The sequence below is a fragment of the Ruegeria sp. BF12 genome (assembly GCF_056538705.1).
This window is the reverse complement of the sequence record NZ_JBQFTP010000002.1, coordinates 412,126-430,296: the sequence shown is the minus strand read 5'-3', so window position 1 is coordinate 430,296 and position 18,171 is coordinate 412,126. Positions and strand designations below refer to the sequence as shown.

The 18,171-nt window shown below is 56.8% G+C and carries 22 protein-coding genes; 16 read left to right on the top strand and 6 right to left on the bottom strand.

Going from position 1 to position 18,171, the window contains the following annotated elements; all coding sequences use genetic code 11:
* Nucleotides 1-43 precede the first annotated feature (43 nt).
* The 8 genes from ACR0J0_RS05065 (at nt 44) to ACR0J0_RS05030 (ending at nt 8,417) form a co-directional block, all read left to right on the top strand.
* On the top strand, nt 44-538 hold the full coding sequence (locus ACR0J0_RS05065) for a hypothetical protein (protein WP_480661700.1): 495 nt from the start codon (nt 44-46) through the stop codon (nt 536-538).
* Between the two features lie 184 nt (nt 539-722).
* Nucleotides 723-1,751, top strand: a complete 1,029-nt coding sequence (locus tag ACR0J0_RS05060; RefSeq protein ID WP_480661698.1) for a zinc-binding dehydrogenase — start codon at nt 723-725, stop codon at nt 1,749-1,751.
* Between the two features lie 75 nt (nt 1,752-1,826).
* Nucleotides 1,827-2,702 carry a branched-chain amino acid ABC transporter permease gene (locus ACR0J0_RS05055; protein ID WP_480661696.1) on the top strand — a complete coding sequence of 292 codons (876 nt, stop codon included), beginning with the start codon at nt 1,827-1,829 and terminating at the stop codon, nt 2,700-2,702.
* A 3-nt stretch (nt 2,703-2,705) separates the two neighbouring features.
* Complete coding sequence (locus ACR0J0_RS05050) at nt 2,706-3,803, top strand: branched-chain amino acid ABC transporter permease (RefSeq protein ID WP_480661694.1); 1,098 nt, start codon at nt 2,706-2,708, stop codon at nt 3,801-3,803.
* Nucleotides 3,800-4,564 carry an ABC transporter ATP-binding protein gene (locus ACR0J0_RS05045; RefSeq protein WP_480661692.1) on the top strand — a complete coding sequence of 255 codons (765 nt, stop codon included), beginning with the start codon at nt 3,800-3,802 and terminating at the stop codon, nt 4,562-4,564. The genes ACR0J0_RS05050 and ACR0J0_RS05045 overlap by 4 nt, the downstream gene beginning before the upstream one ends.
* The gene (locus ACR0J0_RS05040) at nt 4,561-5,334 is read left to right on the top strand and encodes an ABC transporter ATP-binding protein (RefSeq protein WP_480661691.1); all 774 of its coding nucleotides are present in this window, start codon (nt 4,561-4,563) and stop codon (nt 5,332-5,334) included. The genes ACR0J0_RS05045 and ACR0J0_RS05040 overlap by 4 nt, the downstream gene beginning before the upstream one ends.
* A gap of 5 nt (nt 5,335-5,339) precedes the next feature.
* A complete protein-coding gene (locus tag ACR0J0_RS05035) occupies nt 5,340-7,226 on the top strand; it encodes an AMP-dependent synthetase/ligase (protein WP_480661689.1) in 1,887 nt (628 codons plus the stop codon).
* Nucleotides 7,227-7,256: 30 nt separating this feature from the next.
* Complete coding sequence (locus ACR0J0_RS05030; RefSeq protein WP_480661687.1) at nt 7,257-8,417, top strand: ABC transporter substrate-binding protein; 1,161 nt, start codon at nt 7,257-7,259, stop codon at nt 8,415-8,417.
* A gap of 72 nt (nt 8,418-8,489) precedes the next feature.
* On the opposite strand, the gene rpsI is transcribed toward ACR0J0_RS05030, so the two are convergent.
* Together rpsI and rplM are read right to left on the bottom strand one after the other, a co-directional pair.
* Nucleotides 8,490-8,975, bottom strand: coding sequence for a 30S ribosomal protein S9 (rpsI, locus tag ACR0J0_RS05025; RefSeq protein ID WP_039535473.1), 486 nt, complete (start codon nt 8,973-8,975; stop codon nt 8,490-8,492).
* Between the two features lie 6 nt (nt 8,976-8,981).
* Entirely contained in the window at nt 8,982-9,440 is a 459-nt protein-coding gene (gene rplM, locus ACR0J0_RS05020) for a 50S ribosomal protein L13 (protein WP_170373746.1), read from the bottom strand.
* A 236-nt stretch (nt 9,441-9,676) separates the two neighbouring features.
* Between rplM and ACR0J0_RS05015 the strand changes: the two genes are divergently transcribed.
* Nucleotides 9,677-10,039 (top strand): nuclear transport factor 2 family protein, encoded by a 363-nt coding sequence (locus ACR0J0_RS05015; protein ID WP_480661685.1) that lies wholly within the window; start codon nt 9,677-9,679, stop codon nt 10,037-10,039.
* A 4-nt stretch (nt 10,040-10,043) separates the two neighbouring features.
* Here ACR0J0_RS05015 and ACR0J0_RS05010 read toward each other — a convergent pair whose 3' ends face one another.
* A complete protein-coding gene (locus ACR0J0_RS05010) occupies nt 10,044-11,447 on the bottom strand; it encodes an aminotransferase-like domain-containing protein (protein WP_480661683.1) in 1,404 nt (467 codons plus the stop codon).
* A gap of 99 nt (nt 11,448-11,546) precedes the next feature.
* On the opposite strand from ACR0J0_RS05010, the gene ACR0J0_RS05005 reads away from it, so the two are divergent.
* Nucleotides 11,547-11,774, top strand: coding sequence for a DUF1127 domain-containing protein (locus ACR0J0_RS05005; protein WP_480661681.1), 228 nt, complete (start codon nt 11,547-11,549; stop codon nt 11,772-11,774).
* Between the two features lie 57 nt (nt 11,775-11,831).
* Here ACR0J0_RS05005 and ACR0J0_RS05000 read toward each other — a convergent pair whose 3' ends face one another.
* Nucleotides 11,832-12,275, bottom strand: coding sequence for a PaaI family thioesterase (locus ACR0J0_RS05000; protein ID WP_480661679.1), 444 nt, complete (start codon nt 12,273-12,275; stop codon nt 11,832-11,834).
* 58 nt (nt 12,276-12,333) lie between these two features.
* On the opposite strand from ACR0J0_RS05000, the gene ACR0J0_RS04995 reads away from it, so the two are divergent.
* The 4 genes from ACR0J0_RS04995 to gluQRS all read left to right on the top strand — a co-directional run bounded on the left by ACR0J0_RS04995 (nt 12,334) and on the right by gluQRS (nt 16,267).
* A complete protein-coding gene (locus tag ACR0J0_RS04995; RefSeq protein ID WP_480661677.1) occupies nt 12,334-13,119 on the top strand; it encodes an enoyl-CoA hydratase in 786 nt (261 codons plus the stop codon).
* A 262-nt stretch (nt 13,120-13,381) separates the two neighbouring features.
* Nucleotides 13,382-14,722, top strand: a complete 1,341-nt coding sequence (gene trmFO, locus ACR0J0_RS04990) for a methylenetetrahydrofolate--tRNA-(uracil(54)-C(5))-methyltransferase (FADH(2)-oxidizing) TrmFO (protein WP_480661675.1) — start codon at nt 13,382-13,384, stop codon at nt 14,720-14,722.
* 37 nt (nt 14,723-14,759) lie between these two features.
* Nucleotides 14,760-15,374 carry a class I SAM-dependent DNA methyltransferase gene (locus ACR0J0_RS04985; protein WP_480661674.1) on the top strand — a complete coding sequence of 205 codons (615 nt, stop codon included), beginning with the start codon at nt 14,760-14,762 and terminating at the stop codon, nt 15,372-15,374.
* Complete coding sequence (gluQRS, locus tag ACR0J0_RS04980) at nt 15,371-16,267, top strand: tRNA glutamyl-Q(34) synthetase GluQRS (protein ID WP_480661672.1); 897 nt, start codon at nt 15,371-15,373, stop codon at nt 16,265-16,267. The genes ACR0J0_RS04985 and gluQRS overlap by 4 nt, the downstream gene beginning before the upstream one ends.
* Nucleotides 16,268-16,270: 3 nt before the next feature.
* Here the strand turns inward: gluQRS and hisI are convergent, their stop codons facing one another.
* Nucleotides 16,271-16,660, bottom strand: coding sequence for a phosphoribosyl-AMP cyclohydrolase (gene hisI / locus ACR0J0_RS04975; protein WP_480661670.1), 390 nt, complete (start codon nt 16,658-16,660; stop codon nt 16,271-16,273).
* Nucleotides 16,661-16,708: 48 nt separating this feature from the next.
* Between hisI and ACR0J0_RS04970 the strand changes: the two genes are divergently transcribed.
* Both ACR0J0_RS04970 and ACR0J0_RS04965 read left to right on the top strand, forming a co-directional pair.
* Nucleotides 16,709-17,161, top strand: a complete 453-nt coding sequence (locus ACR0J0_RS04970; protein WP_480661668.1) for an iron-sulfur cluster assembly scaffold protein — start codon at nt 16,709-16,711, stop codon at nt 17,159-17,161.
* A gap of 59 nt (nt 17,162-17,220) precedes the next feature.
* Nucleotides 17,221-17,859 (top strand): MarC family protein, encoded by a 639-nt coding sequence (locus tag ACR0J0_RS04965; protein ID WP_480661666.1) that lies wholly within the window; start codon nt 17,221-17,223, stop codon nt 17,857-17,859.
* 187 nt (nt 17,860-18,046) lie between these two features.
* Here the strand turns inward: ACR0J0_RS04965 and ACR0J0_RS04960 are convergent, their stop codons facing one another.
* A complete protein-coding gene (locus tag ACR0J0_RS04960) occupies nt 18,047-18,169 on the bottom strand; it encodes a hypothetical protein (protein ID WP_480661664.1) in 123 nt (40 codons plus the stop codon).
* Nucleotides 18,170-18,171: the final 2 nt, after the last annotated feature.

Here is an 18,171-nt window from a genome sequence, read left to right as displayed (position 1 = left end):
AGTTTTAACCCATCTAAGCGGCACTTATTTCAAGGAGAGACACATGTCGCGTACTATCTTGTTAGCTGTATTCGTCGCCGCCATCGGCGCTGGCATTTATTACTACCTCAACCAACCAGAACCCACCCCGGCTGAGCAACTTCAGTCAGCAGCCCAAGATGCGGGTGATGCGGTAAACGAAGCCGTGGATGCGGCAACCGAGCAGGTGAACGAAGCCGCCTCTTCTGTCGCCGATCAGGCTTCGCAGGCCGCCGAGCAAGCCGGACAGACAGCTACTGATCTGGCCAATCAGGCAGGTGATCAGGTCGCATCTTTGGCGAGTCAGGGCCAGGATCTAGTCAATACGTGGATCGAACAAGGTTCTCTGAGTGTCCAGAATTTCGACTATGACGCCATGGTCACGTCGGTGCAGAACAGCGATCTGACGCAGGACCTGAAAGATCAGGCCGTGAAAATTCTGGATGACATCAAAGCATCGCCTCAGTTGATCGCCGAAAAGATAGAAGAGCTTCGTGCACTGCTGTCGGGGCAACAATAAGTCAGGGGGCCGTTCGAATTCGAGCGGCCCTTTTCTTTCGCGCGCCCCGGAACTCCAGCTACGTCAGCCGTCCTTCAGATTGACGTGCCTGCTGTGGTTTGATTGGCTGCCCCCAAAATCCGAAGCCACACCAATTGCGACAGACCCAGTCTTTGCTGTGCCCGCACAGGAATTAGGAGATACCATGACCGCCCTGCCCACAAACATGTTTGCCGTCATTCAGACCCATGACGGGTATTCCGGATCGGCCTCTGGACCCTTTATCGAAGACGCTGCTGAGTGGCTGGCCGAAGCGGAGCTTCCCGTTCCAGAACCCGGCCCCGGACAGGTTCTGATCAAACTGCGGGCTTCGTCGGTAAACCCGTCCGACATCCACTTTATCAAAGGCGAATACGGTCAACCGCGCGTAAAAGGCATGCCAGCCGGATTCGAAGGATGCGGAGATGTGGTCGCCACCGGCACCGGAGCCGAAGCCCTGCAGGGTCAGCGCGTGGCGTTTGTTGCCGCCGGTTCTGGCGCTTGGGCGGAATATGTTGTGACACAGGCGATGATGTGCATCCCGCTTCGGCCCGACATTTCGGACGAGGACGGGTCGGCGCAGATCGTCAATCCCATGACCGCGATGGCGATGGTCGACATCGCCCGAACCGCCGGAGACGCGTTTATCGTCTCGGCCGCGACAAGCCAGCTGGGTAAGCTGATGTGTTCGCTGGGTCGTGACTTGGGGCTGAAACCTATCGCAATCGTCCGCCGGGCTGAAGCGGTAGACTCTTTGAAAGAGCTTGGCGCGTATGATGTTCTGGTCACTTCCGACCCAGAGATGTTGCAGAAATTCGCAGCTTTAAGCGCCGAACTCAAACCGCGTGTATTTTTGGACGCGGTCGCGGACCAAACATCCGAGCAGATTTTTTGCGCGATGCCAAATGGCGCGCGTTGGGTTGTTTATGGCAAACTAAGCCCCGAACTTCCCAAGCTGACGCAGACGGGTCAGTTGATCTTTATGGGCAAGCGGATCGAAGGGTTTTGGCTGACACAATGGATGACCTCGACACCGCCGGCAGACCAGATGCGTGTCGTCGGTGACGTTCAAGCCCGCTTTGCCGATGGCCGTTGGAAAACCGATGTTTCTGAACGGCTTGCACTGAAGGATGTGGTGTCAAATCTGGCCACCGCACTAAAAAAGAGTGACGGAAAGGTGATTATCACGCCATAGTAGAACAAAGCCCCGGCGCACGGAGGATGCCCGGGGCGCCAAAAACGCCGGGTACACCGGCATGGGAGGGTGAATTTGGATAACGCGCAGCTGCTGATCAGCGGGCTGGCGAATGGCTGTGTCTATGGCCTCATCGCGCTTGGCTTTGTGTTGATCTACAAGGCCACCGAGGCGGTGAATTTCGCACAGGGCGATTTTATGATGCTGGGCGCCTTTGTGACTATCGGACTTACGAATACCGAGTATATGGGGCTTCCGTTCTGGCTTGCGCTGCCGATCTCTCTGGCGATCATGGGGGCCTTGGGTTATCTCCTTGATCGTCTGATCATCCGGCGTTTGTTCGGTGAAAGTCAGACGGCGGTTGTGATCCTCACTATTGCGCTTGGGTTCGTGATCCGCTTTGTGGCCGGCCTGATTTGGGGGCACGAGCCGCAGACGCTGCAGAACCCCCTCGCTGGAAAAGAGGTTCGGTTTGGTGGATTGGTTCTTGGGATGGAGGACGTGGCGGTCATAGTGGTCACCATCCTGTTGACCTGGGGTCTGTACGTCTTTTTCAGCCGGACCAAGCTGGGATTGGCGATGCAAGGCGCGTCGCAGAACCAACTCGCGGCTTACTACATGGGCATCCCTGTCAAGCGTGTGCAGGGGTTCATCTGGGCTCTGGCCGGGGTTGTCGCCGGGATCGCGGGTATCCTGTTTGCTGCCAAAGGCTCGGTTGACCCGAACACCGGTTTGCTTGGGATCAAGGCCTTTGCGGCAGCCGTGATCGGAGGTTTTGGCAGTTTGCCCGGAGCTTTGGCCGGAGGGCTGGTTGTTGGTGTGATCGAACCCTTTGCCAGCCGCTATATCGCCGCCGGGTACAGCCAGATTGCCCCATACGCGTTGCTATTGTTGGTCTTGATTTTCCGTCCCAACGGGCTGTTCAGTCAGGTTCGGGTCAAGAAGGTCTAAGCTATGCGGATTGTCTTCAAAACCAACTACATGCAGGATATCCGGCCGTGGAAAGACACATACCAGCTGACCCTGTATCTGATCCTGCTGATCATTGTTGCCGCTGCGCCCTGGTGGCTGGATGACTTCTATCTGGGTGAACTGACAAACGTCCTGATCTGGGCCATCGCCGGCTTGGGGCTGATGGTCCTGACGGGCCACACCGGGCAGGTCAGCCTGGGCCACGCGGCGTTTCTGGCCTTTGGCTGCTACGCCAATGTTGTTCTGCTGGAGGCGGGGGTGCCGTTCCTGATCGCCTTCCCTCTGGCGGGCATTTTGACCGGGATCGCCGGAGTAACCGTCGCGATCCCTGCCCTTCGTCTGCACGGCATCTATCTGGCCATCTTCACAATGGCTTTGTCCATCCTGATGGACGATGTCATCGTTCTGGCCGAACCCATCACGGGCGGCGTCGCTGGCAAGTATCTGGGCGGGGTAGAAATCTTTGGCTTTCTGGTTGATCGCTGGGGCACACCGGTTCAGTTCTTCTGGCTGGTCCTCGGTGTGGCAGTGCTGGTGACGCTGGGTTACATTAACCTTCTGCGTGCCCCATTAGGGCGTAGCTTTATCGCCGTGCGGGACTCCGAAGTCTCTGCCCAGGCCATGGGTGTGGACATCGCCAGGACGAAGATGATCTCGTTTGCCTTGTCCTGCGCCGTCACCGGATGGGCCGGTGCCCTAATGGGCATGTATGCCGGGGCGTTCAACAACGAGACCTTCAGTGTCGTGATCTCCATCCAGCTTCTGATGATGATCGTGATCGGTGGGCTGGGCTCGATCCACGGCGCGTTTTTGGGTGCCATTGTGATAGGGTTTCTTCCGCAGTTCCTGTCGATCTCGAAGGAATATGTTGGCGCCATTTTCGGCGGCAACACTGTCGCCATTCCGGGCCTGGAGTTCGGCATCTTCGGTATGATCCTGATCGCCTTCATCCTGTTCGAACCGATGGGCATGTATGGTCGCTGGCTCAAGATCCGCACGTGGTTCGAATTGTTCCCTTTCTATCGCAAAGACATGTTCAAGCGTCAGAAATCCTACCTCAAGACGGAGCGCCTGAGATGAGCCTGCTTGAGTTCGAAAATGTCACCCTGAAATTCGGTGGCCTGACTGCGGTGAACGACCTGTCTTTCGAGGTCGAAGAAGGTGAGGTCTTCGCCATTGTCGGCCCCAACGGCGCGGGAAAGTCCACCGTATTTAACCTCATCTCGCGTTTCTACGATCCATATGCCGGTTCGATCCGCTATGACGGGCACGATCTTCTACAGGTGAAACCCTCGGGCGTGGCAGCCTATGGGGTTGCGCGGACATTTCAGAACATTGAGTTGTTCGAACACGCCACCGTTCTCCAAAACCTTCTTGTCGGTCGGCATCGCCATCGCAAAACGAACTTTCTTTCGGAAGTTCTGTTCCTACCCACTGCACGGCGGCAGGAGCTTGAGAACCGGCAGAAAGTTGAAGAGATCATCGACTTTCTCGACCTGCAGGCTTTTCGCGACAAAATGATCTCGGGTCTGCCCTATGGTGTGCGCAAAGTTGTTGAGGTGGCGCGCGCACTGGCCACCGATCCGAAGCTACTGCTGTTGGACGAACCGGCATCGGGGCTATCGGTTGAAGAGACCACAGACATGCGTTGGTGGATTGACGATATCCGGCGGCAAATGGGGATCACGGTTCTGATGGTCGAGCACGATATGGGTCTGGTCTCAGGGGTGTCGGACCGAGTTCTGGCGATGGCGGACGGCGCAAAACTGGCGTTGGGAACCCCGACCGAGGTGCAGTCGCATCCTGCGGTGGTCGAAGCATATCTGGGGAAAGCCTCATGAGTGAGCCTATCCTGACGATCCGCAATGTCGAAAGCTTCTACGGCCCCATCATGGCCATCCGGGGCGTGTCGCTGGACGTTCATCAGGGGAAGATCGTTTCAATTTTAGGCGCGAATGGTGCGGGCAAGACCACTCTGATGAAAACAGTGTCAGGCGTTATGGACCCGGAAAAGGGTAAGATCACGTTTGACGGTGACGAAATTCAGGGGTCCGAGCCGCACAAGGTCGTGCGGAAAGGCATCGTCCATGTGCCAGAAGGGCGCGAGGTGTTCCCGCTTCTGACCGTCGACGAAAACCTTAGCCTTGGCGCCTATACCCTTTCGGACAAAGGGCAAATCGACCACGACCGCGATCTGGTGTTTTCGTACTTCCCCATCCTCAAGGAACGGCGCAACCAAGAGGCTGGTACCCTGTCAGGCGGGCAACAGCAAATGTTGGCAATCGGTCGGGGCCTTATGGCGAATCCGAAAATCATGCTGCTGGATGAGCCGTCTTTGGGTTTGTCGCCGCTGCTGGTGCAAGAGATTTTCGGCATCCTCAAACGCCTGAACGACGAACAGAACATGACGATGATGCTGGTCGAACAGAATGCCAATGCCGCGTTGGAACTGGCCCATCATGGCTATGTGATGGAGGTGGGGCGCATCGTCATGGACGGCGCGGCGGGTGTTTTGATGCAGTCCGAGGACATCCAGAACTTTTATCTGGGCGTTCAGGAGGAAGGCGCGAGAGAGAACCGCCGCTGGAAGCGCAAGAAGACGTGGAGGTGAGCCAGATGAATATCAGCACCCTGCCCCCTCAGATCACGGTCAACGGCGTTCGTCTGAACGCAACACCCGGTCAACGTCCGATCCGCGTCGACGAATGCATCACGATCTGCCAGTTGTTTCAGAGCCGCTGCGCCGAGCTTGGCGATCGCACCGCGCATCGCGAAAAAGATTTTGGCATCTGGAAGTCGTATTCTTGGGCTGATTATTGGCAACACGCGAAGTGGATTGGTCTAGCCCTGCGTAAACTGGGGCTGCAGCGTGGTGAAGTCGTCTCGATCCTGTCCGAGGACCGCAAGGAATGGGCGTGGTTCGACATGGGTATTCAAGGCGTCGGTGGTATCGCTTCGGGCGTTTACACCACAGACTCCGCCAACCAGTTGAAATACCTTATCAATGACAGCGACAGTCGCTTTCTGATCGTCGAAAACGAAGAACAGCTGGACAAGTTCTTTCAGGTTGAAGGCGAACTGCCGGGGCTGCTGAACGTCATCATTCTGGACGATGAGGGCCTTCATGACCTGAACCACCCGCGCTGCATGATGATCGACGAACTCTATGCGGTGGGAAGACAGGCCGAGGCGGAACGACCCGGCAGCTTTGAGGCCGAAATCGCGCTGGCATCACCGCAGGATACGGCCTTGTTGGTTTACACGTCTGGTACGACAGGCATGCCGAAAGGCGCGATGCTCAGCCATGAAAACGTTCTGGCCGCCATCGAGTGCGGCGCGCATTCCTTGCCCACCTTCATGACCGACGAACAGCTGTGTTTTCTGCCTCTGTGTCATATTCTCGAGCGAGATGTCTCGGTCTATTTCCCGCTGGCCGCCAAGTGCATTGTCAACTTCGCGGAAAGCCCGGAAACCGTCTTTGCGAACTTACAGGAAGTGTCCCCGTCGACCTTCACTGCCGTGCCCAGAGTTTGGGAAAAGATCTATTCCCACGTGCAGATCATGGCGCAGGACGCAACGCCGACGGGTCGCGCTGCCTTTGGTATGGCGTTAAAAGCGGGTTTGGCCCGGGCCGAGTATATTCTGACCGGCAAGCCCGTGCCCACAGGTGTCGCGGCAAAGTTTTGGCTGTGGGATCGTCTGGTACTTCGCAACTTGCGGAGGATGCTGGGCATGGACAAAATGCGCCGTGGCGGGACGGGTGCGGCCCCTATCTCAACCGATCTGTTGAAGTGGTACTGGGCCATTGGCGTGCCTTTGATCGAAGGCTTTGGTATGACCGAAACCTCGGGGCTGGCGACGCTGAACACAATTGAGCACAACAAGATCGGAACCATCGGACGCGCCGTTCCCGGTAATGACATCCGTATCTCGGACGAAGGCGAAATCCAGCTGAAAGGCCTGAATATCTTTCAGGGCTATTGGCGCAATAATGCCAAAACGGCCGAGACCTTTACCGCTGACGGTTGGCTGCGCACCGGTGATTTGGGGACTGTCGACGATGACGGCTACGTCACCATTTCCGGCCGAATGAAGGACATCATCATTACAGCCGGGGGCAAGAACATCACTCCTGCCGAGATCGAAAGTAGGTTGAAGTTCAGCCACTACATCTCGGACGCGGTTATTATCGGTGACAAGCGCAAGTATCTGACCGCACTCATCATGATCGATCAGGAAAACGTCGAGAAATTTGCTCAGGACCGGAAAATTCCGTTCTCGAACTTTGCCTCGCTATGTGCTGCCGCTGAGGTGAAAGAGCGGATCCAGGCCGAGATCAATGCAGTCAACAAGGACTTTGCCCGGGTTGAACAGATCAAGGACTTTCGGCTGATCGACGTTTTGCTGACCGCCGATGACGACGAACTGACCGCGACCATGAAGCTGAAGCGCAGTTTTGTTGAAAAGAAACACAGCCATCTCATTGAGGACATGTACAAATAGAATAAGGGAAAACCCAAAGGGAGGAGAAAGATGAAGAAAATGATCATGCGGTTGGCGACGGCCACCGCTTTGACGGCTTCGGCGACCCTTGCAAACGCGCAGACCCAAGGCGTTACCGATGACGAGATCATCATTGGTTCGGTCAATGATCTGAGCGGTATTTTCGCGGCCGTTGGTGTTCCGGCGATTAAGGGTGCCAATGTCGTGTTCGACCGCGTGAACGCCGACGGTGGCGTCCACGGTCGCACGATCCGTTATGTGGTCGAAGACAACGGATATCAGATGCCGCGCGCGATGCAGGGCTACAACAAGCTGCTGAACCGCGACAAAGTCTTTGCCATGCTGCAATCACTTGGAACACCAATGAACCTTGCCGGGTTCAAGTTGTTGGATCCTAAAGGTATTCCAAATGTCGCGCCTCTGACCGCCGCCCGGCAGATGCTGCAGGATCCGATGGACAATAAGTTCACGTCTTTCTCGACCTATTTCGATCAAAGCCGCGTCGGTGTGAAATATCTGGCCGAGCAGTTCGGGTCGCAAAACGTCTGCACCATGTACCTGCCTACCGACTTTGGGGAAGAGATTCTGGAAGGCAGCAAAGCCGGTGCCGAAGAAGCGGGCATCAACTTTGCCGCCGAGACGACACATAAACCGGATGAAACGGACTTTGTGGGTTCGCTCAGCAAGCTCAAGGAAGAAGGCTGCGATATCGTCACGATTGCTCTGGGTGTGCGTCAGGCGATTACGGTGGTCGGAACTGCCAAAAAGATGGGCCTGAACGACATGAAGTTCATGGGTACCTCGGCCAGTTTCCTGACCGTTGTTGCCCAAGTGCCCGGTGGCGTGACGGACGGGTTCTATGCCGCGGCCTCATGGCAAGATCTGTGGGCCCGTGCGGACGACCCTGCCCCTGCGGCTTTCATCGAAGAGTATAAGGCGGCCACAGGCGAAGATCCGGTTGGTTTTGCCATGCTCGGTTACGCAGCCGCTGAAATGATGGTCAAAGCACTTGAGGCCGCGGGTCCCGACCTGACACATGAAAGTTTCATCGCTGCAATGGAAACGCTGGATTATCAGGATGAACTGGTCGGCAACCATATGACCTTTGGGCCGGATGATCACCAAGGCGCCGATTCAGTCTATGTGAATGTCGTGGAAAACGGGGCGTGGAAGATGGTGTACGAGGAGTAAGTTCCACACATCTCCAAAACGAAAAAGGGCTCGCAAATGCGAGCCCTTTGATTTTGTGCACTCGGCAGCGAATTAACGCTTCGAGAACTGGAACGAACGACGCGCTTTGCGCTTACCGTATTTCTTACGTTCCACAACACGGCTGTCGCGGGTCAGGAAGCCAGCGGCTTTCAGCGCGCCACGCAAGCTGGGATCGTACAGTTGCAGGGCTTTCGAGATGCCGTGCTTGACCGCACCGGCCTGACCGGTCAGGCCACCGCCTTTGACGGTTGCAACAACGTCGAACTCACCTTCTACGCCGGCAACCTGAAACGGCTGGCGCAGGATCAGTTGCAGAACGGGACGAGCAAAGTACTTGTCCTGGTCTTTGCCGTTCACGGTGACCTTGCCGGAACCCGGCTTGATCCAAACGCGGGCAACAGCGTCTTTACGTTTGCCGGTGGCATACGAGCGACCCAGTTCATCACGTACGGGTTCACGCACGATGACTTCTTCGGCCACGGTTTCAACGCCTGCGACGGCGCTCAGCTCTTCGAGAGTATTGATCTGATCAGCCATCGGTCATTAGCTCCGGGTGTTTTTCTTGTTCATGGACTTAACGTCCAGAACTTCGGGCGCTTGCGCCTCATGGGGATGCTCGGCACCGGCGTAAACGCGCAGGTTGGTCATCTGCTGACGCGCCAGACGGTTGCCCGGCAACATGCGTTTGACGGCCTGAACGACCACGCGCTCGGGGTGTGCACCTTCCAGGATCTGCTGTTTGGTGCGCGACTTGATGCCGCCCGGGTGGCCAGTGTGCCAGTAGAAGTTCTCTTCGCGCTTCTTGCCGGTCATCTGGATTTTGTCAGCGTTGATCACGATGACGTTGTCGCCCATGTCCATGTTCGGGGTGAACGACGCTTTGTGCTTGCCACGCAGACGCATGGCGACGATCGAGGCAAGACGGCCCAGAACCACGCCCTCGGCGTCGATCAGGATCCATTTCTTGTCGATGTCTGCAGGTGTTGCAGAAAAGGTTTTCATGGCAGGATAGTCCTGTTTGATGTGAAAGACCGCCCCAAGGCGGAGCGGCCCGAATTCGATGGAGCGTATTTAGAGGGCTGCGTCGCGCAGGTCAACCACGCCAATCCTATTTAAATTCTGCAAAATCAATGAATTAAAAAATAGGTATTATTTTACCCCATACTTCGTTGGGTAAATCGACATACAGAGTGAACGTTAATTTACAATCCGATATCCGATATGGGAGAAATCACATAATGAACTGGCAACAAACTGTGTCCGACTATGGGGCGGCATGGCAGGAAGCAGACCGGAGCAAACGGCTTGAAATTCTGACTGCGTGCTTTGCAGAGAACGGAATATATGTCGACCCCATGGCCGAGGTGAAGGGCCGGTCAAACCTGTGCGATCATATCGGAGAAGTGTCGCAAAGCACGGGCGGCAAGCTAGAGCTGACCAGCAAGGCCAGTGGTCATAACGATGTCATCCACTTCACCTGGCGTTTGGTTGGTCCGGATGGCGGCATCGTCGTTGCCGGCCACGATTTTGCGCATCTGGATGCCGAGGGAAGGTTCGCACATTTGGCCGGGTTCTTTGGCGATCCTGAACCTTTGGGCTGAACCTTCAGACGCTGATCTGCTCGGGGGGGTTATCCAGAAGCGCCCTCAGGCGCTGCATCGCGGCCTCGAACCGCTCCAACGACACGTGGCCGTTCATTGCAATGCGTACGGCGTTCGGTGCGCGCCCGTCACGCAGCGCGAATTCGTCAGCGGACCGCAACTGTATGCCGTCTCGCTCGGCCGCACGACTGAATGCAGCAGCGCGCCAGCCCGAGGGCAGGTTCAGCCAGACGAACGGAACGTCGGGTGCCCAGTTCAGATCAAACCCGCCCAGAGCGTTAACGGCCACGCGAACATACTCGCCCATCCGAACTCGGACATCCTTAGCGATTTGGCGCGTCCGGGGGTCGGACAGCAGCAACCGGGTTAGTTCCGCCAAAGGCTGCGCCAGCCCGAAATAACCGTATTCAGCCGACCGCCGCAGGTCCACGCTGCGTTCCCGTGGAGCTATCGCGAACCCAACACGCAACGCCGGGGTCAGGATTTTTGAGATCGAAGATACATGCCACCCCCGTTCTGGTGCCAAGGCGCGAAAGCTGGGTGCGTGGGCGTCCCCCATGCGATAACAATCGTCTTCGATAATCTGCAGATCGTGGCGGCGCGCGACCTCGACGATCTCCTTTCGACGTTCCAACGGCGTGTGAGAGCCGGTGGGGTTCTGCACTTCGGGCGAGACACAAACTGCCTGCGCCGGTGTTTGGCGCAGGACGTGATCCATTGCATCGGGATCAACGCCCCATTTGTCCATTTTGACGCCAACTACCTCGGCCCGCATTAACTCCCCTGCCCGACGGAACCCTGCGTAAGACAAGTCCTCGACCAGAACGACCGGCTTGGGACCACGCAATATTGTTTGGAAAACAAGGCACAGACCGTTCTGCCCACCGTGGGTCAGAACCACGTCATCATGGGTCAGGGCGCCCAGCGGGAGATCCGAGAGCCACTCGACCACCGCCTGCCTCATGGGCTTGTAGGCATCGCGGGTGGGATAGTTCATCAGCAACTGCGGATCTGCCTGCGCCACCTTATTCAGGCATTCACGGATCAATGCAACCTGTCCGACATCGGCCAGTCGCGGGCTAAACAGGCTGACATTGGCGCTGTATTTGTCTTCGCGCAGATAAAGCTGCCTTGCCCATACATCGTCCAGCAGGGGTGATTTTGGCGGCGCTACAAATGTACCACGTCCGACCTCGGCTTGTAACAAGCCTTCTTCCGTCAGAATCGTATACGCCCTGGCAACTGTACCAGGTGTGATTTGTAACCGATACGCAAGCTCACGCACCGGAGGCAGTTTCGTTCCGACTTCCAGTGCTTTGTTCTTAATAGCTTTTCGTATTGTGTCGGCCACCAGGGTGTACTTTGGACCTTTGGATTTTGGCAGCGCCTCTGGCCAAATTGTATCCATTACAATTCTTCCTTTGCTTTTGACACAATGCTGAATGTATCAAGCACATGTACCGAACATATTAGCTTTGTGTCAATACAATTTGAAAGGATACCCAAGATGACACGCCACATGCACACCCCCGCCCTCATGCTGCTGAACGATAGCCCCCGGCTGCCGATGATTGCCGCGCTGGCCGTGCGGTTTGCGGCGACTGTCACAAAGTGGGAACGACAGCGCCGCAGCAGGGTTAACCTGTCGCAGTTGGATGATCGCATGTTGAAAGACGTCGGGCTGACCCGCGATCAGGCCGACCGAGAGATCAAACGCTATTTCTGGCAGTATTAACCAATCCCCAGTCCCTATCGGGACCTCTTCCTTGGCCGGGTCTTACCCGGCCATTTTTTATCCGAACGCCGCCGCAGCGGACCCTTCGGGCGGTAGAGAATAAGTCATCGTGGCTCGGGCAACGGGCTTGTCTGAACCGGCCGAGAACATCAGGACATCGCCAACGGCAAGCGTTTTGCCAAGTTTCAGCAACGTGCATCGGCCGATCATATCCGCACTGCCGTCCGGTTTGCGCATAAAGTCCATTGAGCAGCCTGTTGTCACGGCCAATGACTGGCGTCCTTTGCGGGCCAGGATCATTGCGTAAACACTGACATCTGCCAGGCCGAACATTGACGGGCCCGACACCGTTCCCCCCGGTCGCAAGTGCCTGTCCTCGACCAGCAATCGCATTACGATCGAATTTTCGTCCAAACTGTCCACCGCAAAGTCCCGCTGGACCTGTGGAAACACCTGATGCAGATACTCCGACAGCTGTTCGCGGTTCAAAACCAACGACATACTTCCCCTCCTCGATTTGCCGCCCTAGAGTTGGCCCGACATCAGATCGGAGGGCAAGATGGGAATTCTGGAACGTAACGACACAGGGGGTGTCGCGCGGCTGAAAATGAACGCGCCGGACCGTCTTAACGCTCTGAGCGACGAGATGCTGGCGGCGCTACAATCCGAATTCGACGCTCTTGGTGGTGACCCAAGTATCCGTGCCGTGATCTTGTCTGGTGAAGGCAAGGCGTTCTGCGCGGGACACGATCTCAAGCAGATGACTGCAGGGCGCCAAAGCGAGGATGGCGGAAAAGCCTATTTTCAGGATCTGTTTGCGCGTTGCGCCAAGATGATGCTGTCGATCCAGTCCCTGCCCCAACCGGTTATCGCTCAGGTCCACGGGATCGCTACGGCCGCGGGGTGTCAACTGGTTGCGACGTGCGACCTTGCCGTTGCCGCTGAGGGCACGCGGTTTGGGGTGAACGGGGTCAATATCGGATTGTTCTGTTCGACACCGATGGTCGCGCTCAGCCGGAATATCCCGCGGAAGCAGGCTTTCGAGATGTTGACCACCGGTGAATTCATTTCTGCGGACCGTGCAGCCGAACTAGGGTTGATCAACCGCGCCGTGCCCGAAACGCTGTTGGAGCAGGAAGCGACGTCGCTTGCGGAACAATTGGCGGATAAGCTTGGATCAGCGGTCAAAATCGGCAAACAAGCTTTTTACCAACAGCTCGATATGCCAATCGAACAGGCTTACGCCTATACCGGAGAGGTAATGGCGCAGAATATGATGCATCGGGATACCGAGGAAGGGATTTCCGCATTTATCGAAAAAAGACCTCCGAATTGGGATCAATAACGCGATTGTCATGGTAAATTTTAACGACTGTTCGCATTTTTGGACTTTTCAAAAGGGCGACACTGTGGCAAAGCTGAGACAAGGCTTAGGCCCCAGATAGCTTTTGGGTCGCTGTAAGCGGAAGGTCCCTCCAAGCTGGTTTCTCTCACCGGCGTTGACATTCCCGCTGCGGCGACCCCAAGTTCCCCTTAAATTGTTGACGATCTGATACGGTGCGCAGCTTGTGTTGCGTTGCGCCTTGCTCTGCCCTATGTGGCACCTCATGACACAGAAATTGCATATCGTGGGCGGCGGCATGGCAGGGTCCGAGGCGGCCTGGCAGGCGGCTGAAATGGGCGTGGATGTAGTGATCCACGAAATGCGGCCCAAAGTTGGCACCTTTGCGCACCAGACCGGCAACTTGGCCGAAATGGTGTGCTCGAACTCATTCCGCTCGGATGATGACGAACAAAACGCGGTTGGGCTGCTGCATTGGGAAATGCGCGAAGCCAACGGGTTGATTATGACCACGGCCGATGCGCATCGTCTGCCCGCCGGGGGCGCGCTGGCCGTGGATCGTGATCCCTTTGCCGAAGCGGTCACCGCAAAACTGCACGCCCATCCACGGGTCGAGGTGACCGGAGAGGAAGTCACCGCCCTGCCCGATGGCGGTCATTGGATCATCGCGACCGGTCCACTGACCTCAGCGTCGCTGGGAGAGTCGATCCGGGCCGAAACCGGTGCAGAGTCGCTGGCCTTTTTTGATGCGATTGCCCCCATCGTCTATGCCGATAGCATCGACATGAGCAAAGCCTGGATGCAATCACGTTACGACAAAGGTGAGACTGAGGAAGAGCGCACGGCCTACCTGAACTGCCCCATGGACCGTGATCAGTATGAGGCGTTCGTTGATGCCCTTCTGGCCGCTGACAAGACCGAGTTTCACGAAGGCGAAACCGCGGGATACTTTGACGGATGCCTGCCCATCGAGGTGATGTCCGAACGCGGCCGCGAGACGCTGCGCCACGGCCCGATGAAGCCGGTTGGCCTGACCAATCCGCATGAGCCAGACGTGAAACCTCATGCGGTTGTGCAGCTGCGCCGCGACAACGCGCTTGGAACGCTGTTCAACATCGTGGGTTTCCAGACCAAGATGAAGTACGGTGCGCAAACCGAAGTATTCCGGATGATCCCCGGCCTCGAAAACGCGAGTTTTGCGCGTCTGGGCGGCATTCATCGTAACACGTTTATCAACTCTCCGACATTGCTTGACGCGCAGATGCGTCTGAAAACAAAACCGAATATCCGGTTCGCCGGTCAGATCACCGGTGTTGAGGGCTATGTCGAAAGTGCTGCCATGGGACTGCTGGCCGGACGGCTGGCCGCTGCCGAGATTCTCGGTCGGACGCTTCCTGAAGTGCCGCAGGATAGCGCCATGGGCGCATTGATCCACCACATCACAGGCGGGGCCGAGGCCAAGACGTTTCAACCGATGAATGTGAACTTTGGCCTGTTCCGCCCTGTCGAAGGGCTAAAGGGCGGTCGGCGTGGACGGAAAGACCGCTACAAAGCCTATACTGACCGCGCCAAGGCGGAATGGTTTGACTGGCTGGCGCATTGCTGACTGGACGCACCGCGTCCAACCAGCCTAACATGCGTATATGAGCGACAAATACCTTAAGGATGTCTATGGGTTGGAAACGCCCGAGGCCACCCGCGCGCACTATCAGAAATGGGCATCATCTTATGACGCAGAAGTCGGGTCGCATGGCTATGCTACGCCTGGTCGCGTCGCCGAAGCACTATGGTCAAAGATGCCCGAACCTCGGACCCCTGTTCTGGACTACGGCTGTGGAACTGGGCTGTCGGGAAAGGCACTGCACGCGGCGGGATTTCAGGTGATCGACGGGATTGATCCTACACCGAAGATGCTTGAGGAGGCCAAAGCCAAAGGCATTTACAGGAATCTGACGTCGTTTGAGATCAACGACCCGGATCCATTGGAGCGAGGCGCATACAAGGCGATCACCGCGATAGGCGTGATCGGAACCGGAGCAGCCCCGCCAAAGACCTTCGACCTGTTGATGAATGCGCTGCCCAAGGGTGGTTTTCTGGCGTTTTCGTTCAATGATCATACGCTCAACGACCGGTCCTATACCGGCCGCCTGAACGATTGGCTGGACATGGGGGCGGCAAGGCTGTTGTTTAAGGAGTATGGGCCTCATCTTCCGGGGATGGACCTTAAATCAGACGTATATGTTGTTGAGAAAACGTGACATTTATCACCAGGTTCGCCCCTTCTCCAACGGGCCCGCTTCATCTTGGCCATGCTTATTCCGCACTTCTAGCCAGTGATATGGCTGCTAAAGAAGGTGGCCAATTCCTGTTGCGCATTGAGGATATAGACCGCTCCAGATGCCGACAGCACTGGGAAGATCAGATTTACGATGACCTGAGTTGGTTGGGGCTGGTATGGCCGGAACCGGTGATGCGCCAGTCATCTCGCCTTTCCACGTACGAAGAGGCATTGCGAGACCTGTGGTCGCATGGACTGCTGTATCCCTGCACGTGCAATCGCAGGGATATCGCCGCCGCAGCCAGTGCACCGCAAGAAGGGCTGCCCTTGCATGGGCCGGACGGGATTATCTATCCGGGCACGTGCCGGGAGGTGTCAGACAGAACTGGACCCATGCCAACCGACACGCCCCTGCGATTGGACATCGCCATGGTCGCAAGCATAGTTCCCGAGTTGTTCAATACTGCCTCTCAACAACCTGCAAACGCAGCCTTTTTTGAGGAAACCGGCATCGGTCCAGATGGCGAAAGCGGACATATCGCCTTCACAGCTAAAGAGCTTAGGGAAACCATCGGCGACGTTGTACTGGCACGGCGCGATATGGGGACGTCCTACCATCTATCCGTCGTTCTGGATGATGCGGCTCAGGGCGTGACCCATGTCGTGCGTGGTCAGGACTTGTTCGAGGCGACCCGTATTCATGTGCTGCTTCAGGCGCTTCTCGGGCTGCCAACTCCAGTGTATCACCATCACCGCCTAATCCGCGACGACACTGGCAAAAGGCTGGCCAAGCGCGACGACGCGCGGGCGATTTCCAAATACCGCGCCGAGGGTGTGTCCGCAGGTCAAATTCGAGCCATGGTTGGACTTTGAGCCCTACTCCACCGGAGACATCAGTTCGACTTCGTCGCCATCGCGAACAGCAGTGTAGAAACAGGTGCGGCGGTTTGTGTGGCATGCTGCGCCTGTCTGCCGCACCAGGACCAACAGACAGTCCCGGTCGCAGTCCACACGAAAATCCACCAAATCCTGAACGTGGCCTGATGTTTCGCCCTTGATCCAAAACGACTGCCGCGAGCGCGACCAATAGGTCACCCGGCGCGTTTCCAGCGTCTTTTCAACTGCTTCGGCATTCATCCAAGCCATCATCAGAACTTCGCCAGAGGCCTCATCCTGTGCGATGGCAGGGATCAGACCAGCCTCGTTATACTTCAAGCTCGACGGATCGAATGTGATGATCTCGGACATCATAAAAACCTTTTGCATCCCGGTGGATGCTCACTATGTATGGGGAACACGCAACGAGGGGAAGCCATGTCCGGCGAGAACGACCTGATAAAGCTATATTCCGGCCGCATACTAGCGCTTGCCGCTGATATTCCGCATCTGGAACGGCTGGAAAACCCTGACGCGACCGTGAAAAAGCGGTCGCCCTTGTGTGGATCGACCGTGACCGTGGACGTCAAGGTTCTGGACGGTCGGGTTGCCGAGTTCGGACAGGATGTGAAGGCCTGCGCGCTAGGTCAGGCCTCGGCTTCGGTTGTTGGTTCTACCGTGATTGGGACCACGCGCGCGCAAATCGAAACGGCACGGGATCAGTTGGCCGCCATGTTGAAGAAAGATGGCCCTGCCCCGGATGCTCCGTTCGACGGCCTGGAGGTCCTTATGCCCGCACGCGACTACAAAAACCGTCACGCCTCGATTCTGCTGGCGCTTGATGCGACTGCCGAGGCGATGGAGCAGGCCGAACAAGCCAATTGCGCCTGATTATGGTATTTCGGTTCAAACCCATCTAACCTCTCGCCCAATCAGGGGGAGAAATTGGTTTGAATAATTTATTGGAGCACTTCGTCACCCTTTGGGTGGTCATTGATCCGATTGGCACTATCCCTGTGTTTATCGCGGTGACGGCCGGGCTTGAAGCCGCGGCGCGTCGGAAAACGGCATTGCTGGCTGCGGCTATCAGCGCCGGCGTTCTTCTGTTTTTCCTGGTTTGCGGACAGTGGCTGATCGAGGCGCTGGATATCGGGCTCAACTCGTTTCAGGTGGCCGGTGGGATCATTCTGTTCCTGTTCGCCCTGACGATGATCTTCGGTGAAAGCAAACAAGACATCGAGCAACGTGAAGCCGAAGATGATCAGGAGGACAAGTTCCACCAGCATAACCCGGCGATTTTCCCGTTGGCCGTGCCGTCGCTTGCCTCTCCGGGCGCGATGCTGGCGGTGGTTATTCTGACGGATAACAGCCGCTACAGCGCAACCGATCAGGGCATCACCGCCCTAGTCATGCTGTCGGTGATCGCAATTGCCTTTATTTTGATGCTGCTGGCCGAACCAATCATTCGTCTGATTGGACATTCCGGTGCGGCGATCATCAGCCGGATCATGGGCATGATCCTGGCGTCAGTTGCGGTGAATTCCGTGCTGTCAGCGATGCTGGAAATCTTCAAAACCGGTCAGTTGTAAAAAAACCGCCGCACCTTCCGGGCGGAAAGGGCGGCGGCAGGCATTGCGTTTCTCGTGTGGGACCCGGATATCCGCGCAGGGCCGAGGCATGGCCCTTTCAAGGGAATTGGGACAGGCAGGTCACCCTTGACTGATATGGGGATGACAGCGCACGGTTTGAACGGCACGAGATCGCAGGCAGAAAGGGTCAGAACGCTCCGGGAAGGTGAAGGGCAACCACCAGCATCACCACCAAAGACACAGCACCGGCAGCGTCTTGCAACAGCGTTGCGTGCGAGCGGCTAATGGCGGTCTTGATCTGGGTCAGCATGG

Bases quoted from the DNA above. Each gene is read 5' to 3' on its own strand.
- ACR0J0_RS05015 (WP_480661685.1), top strand. From the start codon at position 9,677: ATGAACTGGCAACAAACTGTGTCCGACTATGGGGCGGCATGGCAGGAA.
- rpsI (WP_039535473.1), bottom strand. From the start codon at position 8,975: ATGGCTGATCAGATCAATACTCTCGAAGAGCTGAGCGCCGTCGCAGGC.
- ACR0J0_RS05045 (WP_480661692.1), top strand. From the start codon at position 3,800: ATGAGCCTGCTTGAGTTCGAAAATGTCACCCTGAAATTCGGTGGCCTG.
- ACR0J0_RS05005 (WP_480661681.1), top strand. From the start codon at position 11,547: ATGACACGCCACATGCACACCCCCGCCCTCATGCTGCTGAACGATAGC.
- ACR0J0_RS05000 (WP_480661679.1), bottom strand. From the start codon at position 12,275: ATGTCGTTGGTTTTGAACCGCGAACAGCTGTCGGAGTATCTGCATCAG.
- rplM (WP_170373746.1), bottom strand. From the start codon at position 9,440: ATGAAAACCTTTTCTGCAACACCTGCAGACATCGACAAGAAATGGATC.
- trmFO (WP_480661675.1), top strand. From the start codon at position 13,382: ATGACACAGAAATTGCATATCGTGGGCGGCGGCATGGCAGGGTCCGAG.
- ACR0J0_RS05030 (WP_480661687.1), top strand. From the start codon at position 7,257: ATGAAGAAAATGATCATGCGGTTGGCGACGGCCACCGCTTTGACGGCT.
- ACR0J0_RS05035 (WP_480661689.1), top strand. From the start codon at position 5,340: ATGAATATCAGCACCCTGCCCCCTCAGATCACGGTCAACGGCGTTCGT.
- ACR0J0_RS05065 (WP_480661700.1), top strand. From the start codon at position 44: ATGTCGCGTACTATCTTGTTAGCTGTATTCGTCGCCGCCATCGGCGCT.
- ACR0J0_RS04970 (WP_480661668.1), top strand. From the start codon at position 16,709: ATGTCCGGCGAGAACGACCTGATAAAGCTATATTCCGGCCGCATACTA.
- hisI (WP_480661670.1), bottom strand. From the start codon at position 16,660: ATGCAAAAGGTTTTTATGATGTCCGAGATCATCACATTCGATCCGTCG.
- ACR0J0_RS04985 (WP_480661674.1), top strand. From the start codon at position 14,760: ATGAGCGACAAATACCTTAAGGATGTCTATGGGTTGGAAACGCCCGAG.
- ACR0J0_RS05060 (WP_480661698.1), top strand. From the start codon at position 723: ATGACCGCCCTGCCCACAAACATGTTTGCCGTCATTCAGACCCATGAC.
- ACR0J0_RS04995 (WP_480661677.1), top strand. From the start codon at position 12,334: ATGGGAATTCTGGAACGTAACGACACAGGGGGTGTCGCGCGGCTGAAA.
- ACR0J0_RS05040 (WP_480661691.1), top strand. From the start codon at position 4,561: ATGAGTGAGCCTATCCTGACGATCCGCAATGTCGAAAGCTTCTACGGC.
- ACR0J0_RS05050 (WP_480661694.1), top strand. From the start codon at position 2,706: ATGCGGATTGTCTTCAAAACCAACTACATGCAGGATATCCGGCCGTGG.
- ACR0J0_RS04960 (WP_480661664.1), bottom strand. From the start codon at position 18,169: ATGCTGACCCAGATCAAGACCGCCATTAGCCGCTCGCACGCAACGCTG.
- ACR0J0_RS05010 (WP_480661683.1), bottom strand. From the start codon at position 11,447: ATGGATACAATTTGGCCAGAGGCGCTGCCAAAATCCAAAGGTCCAAAG.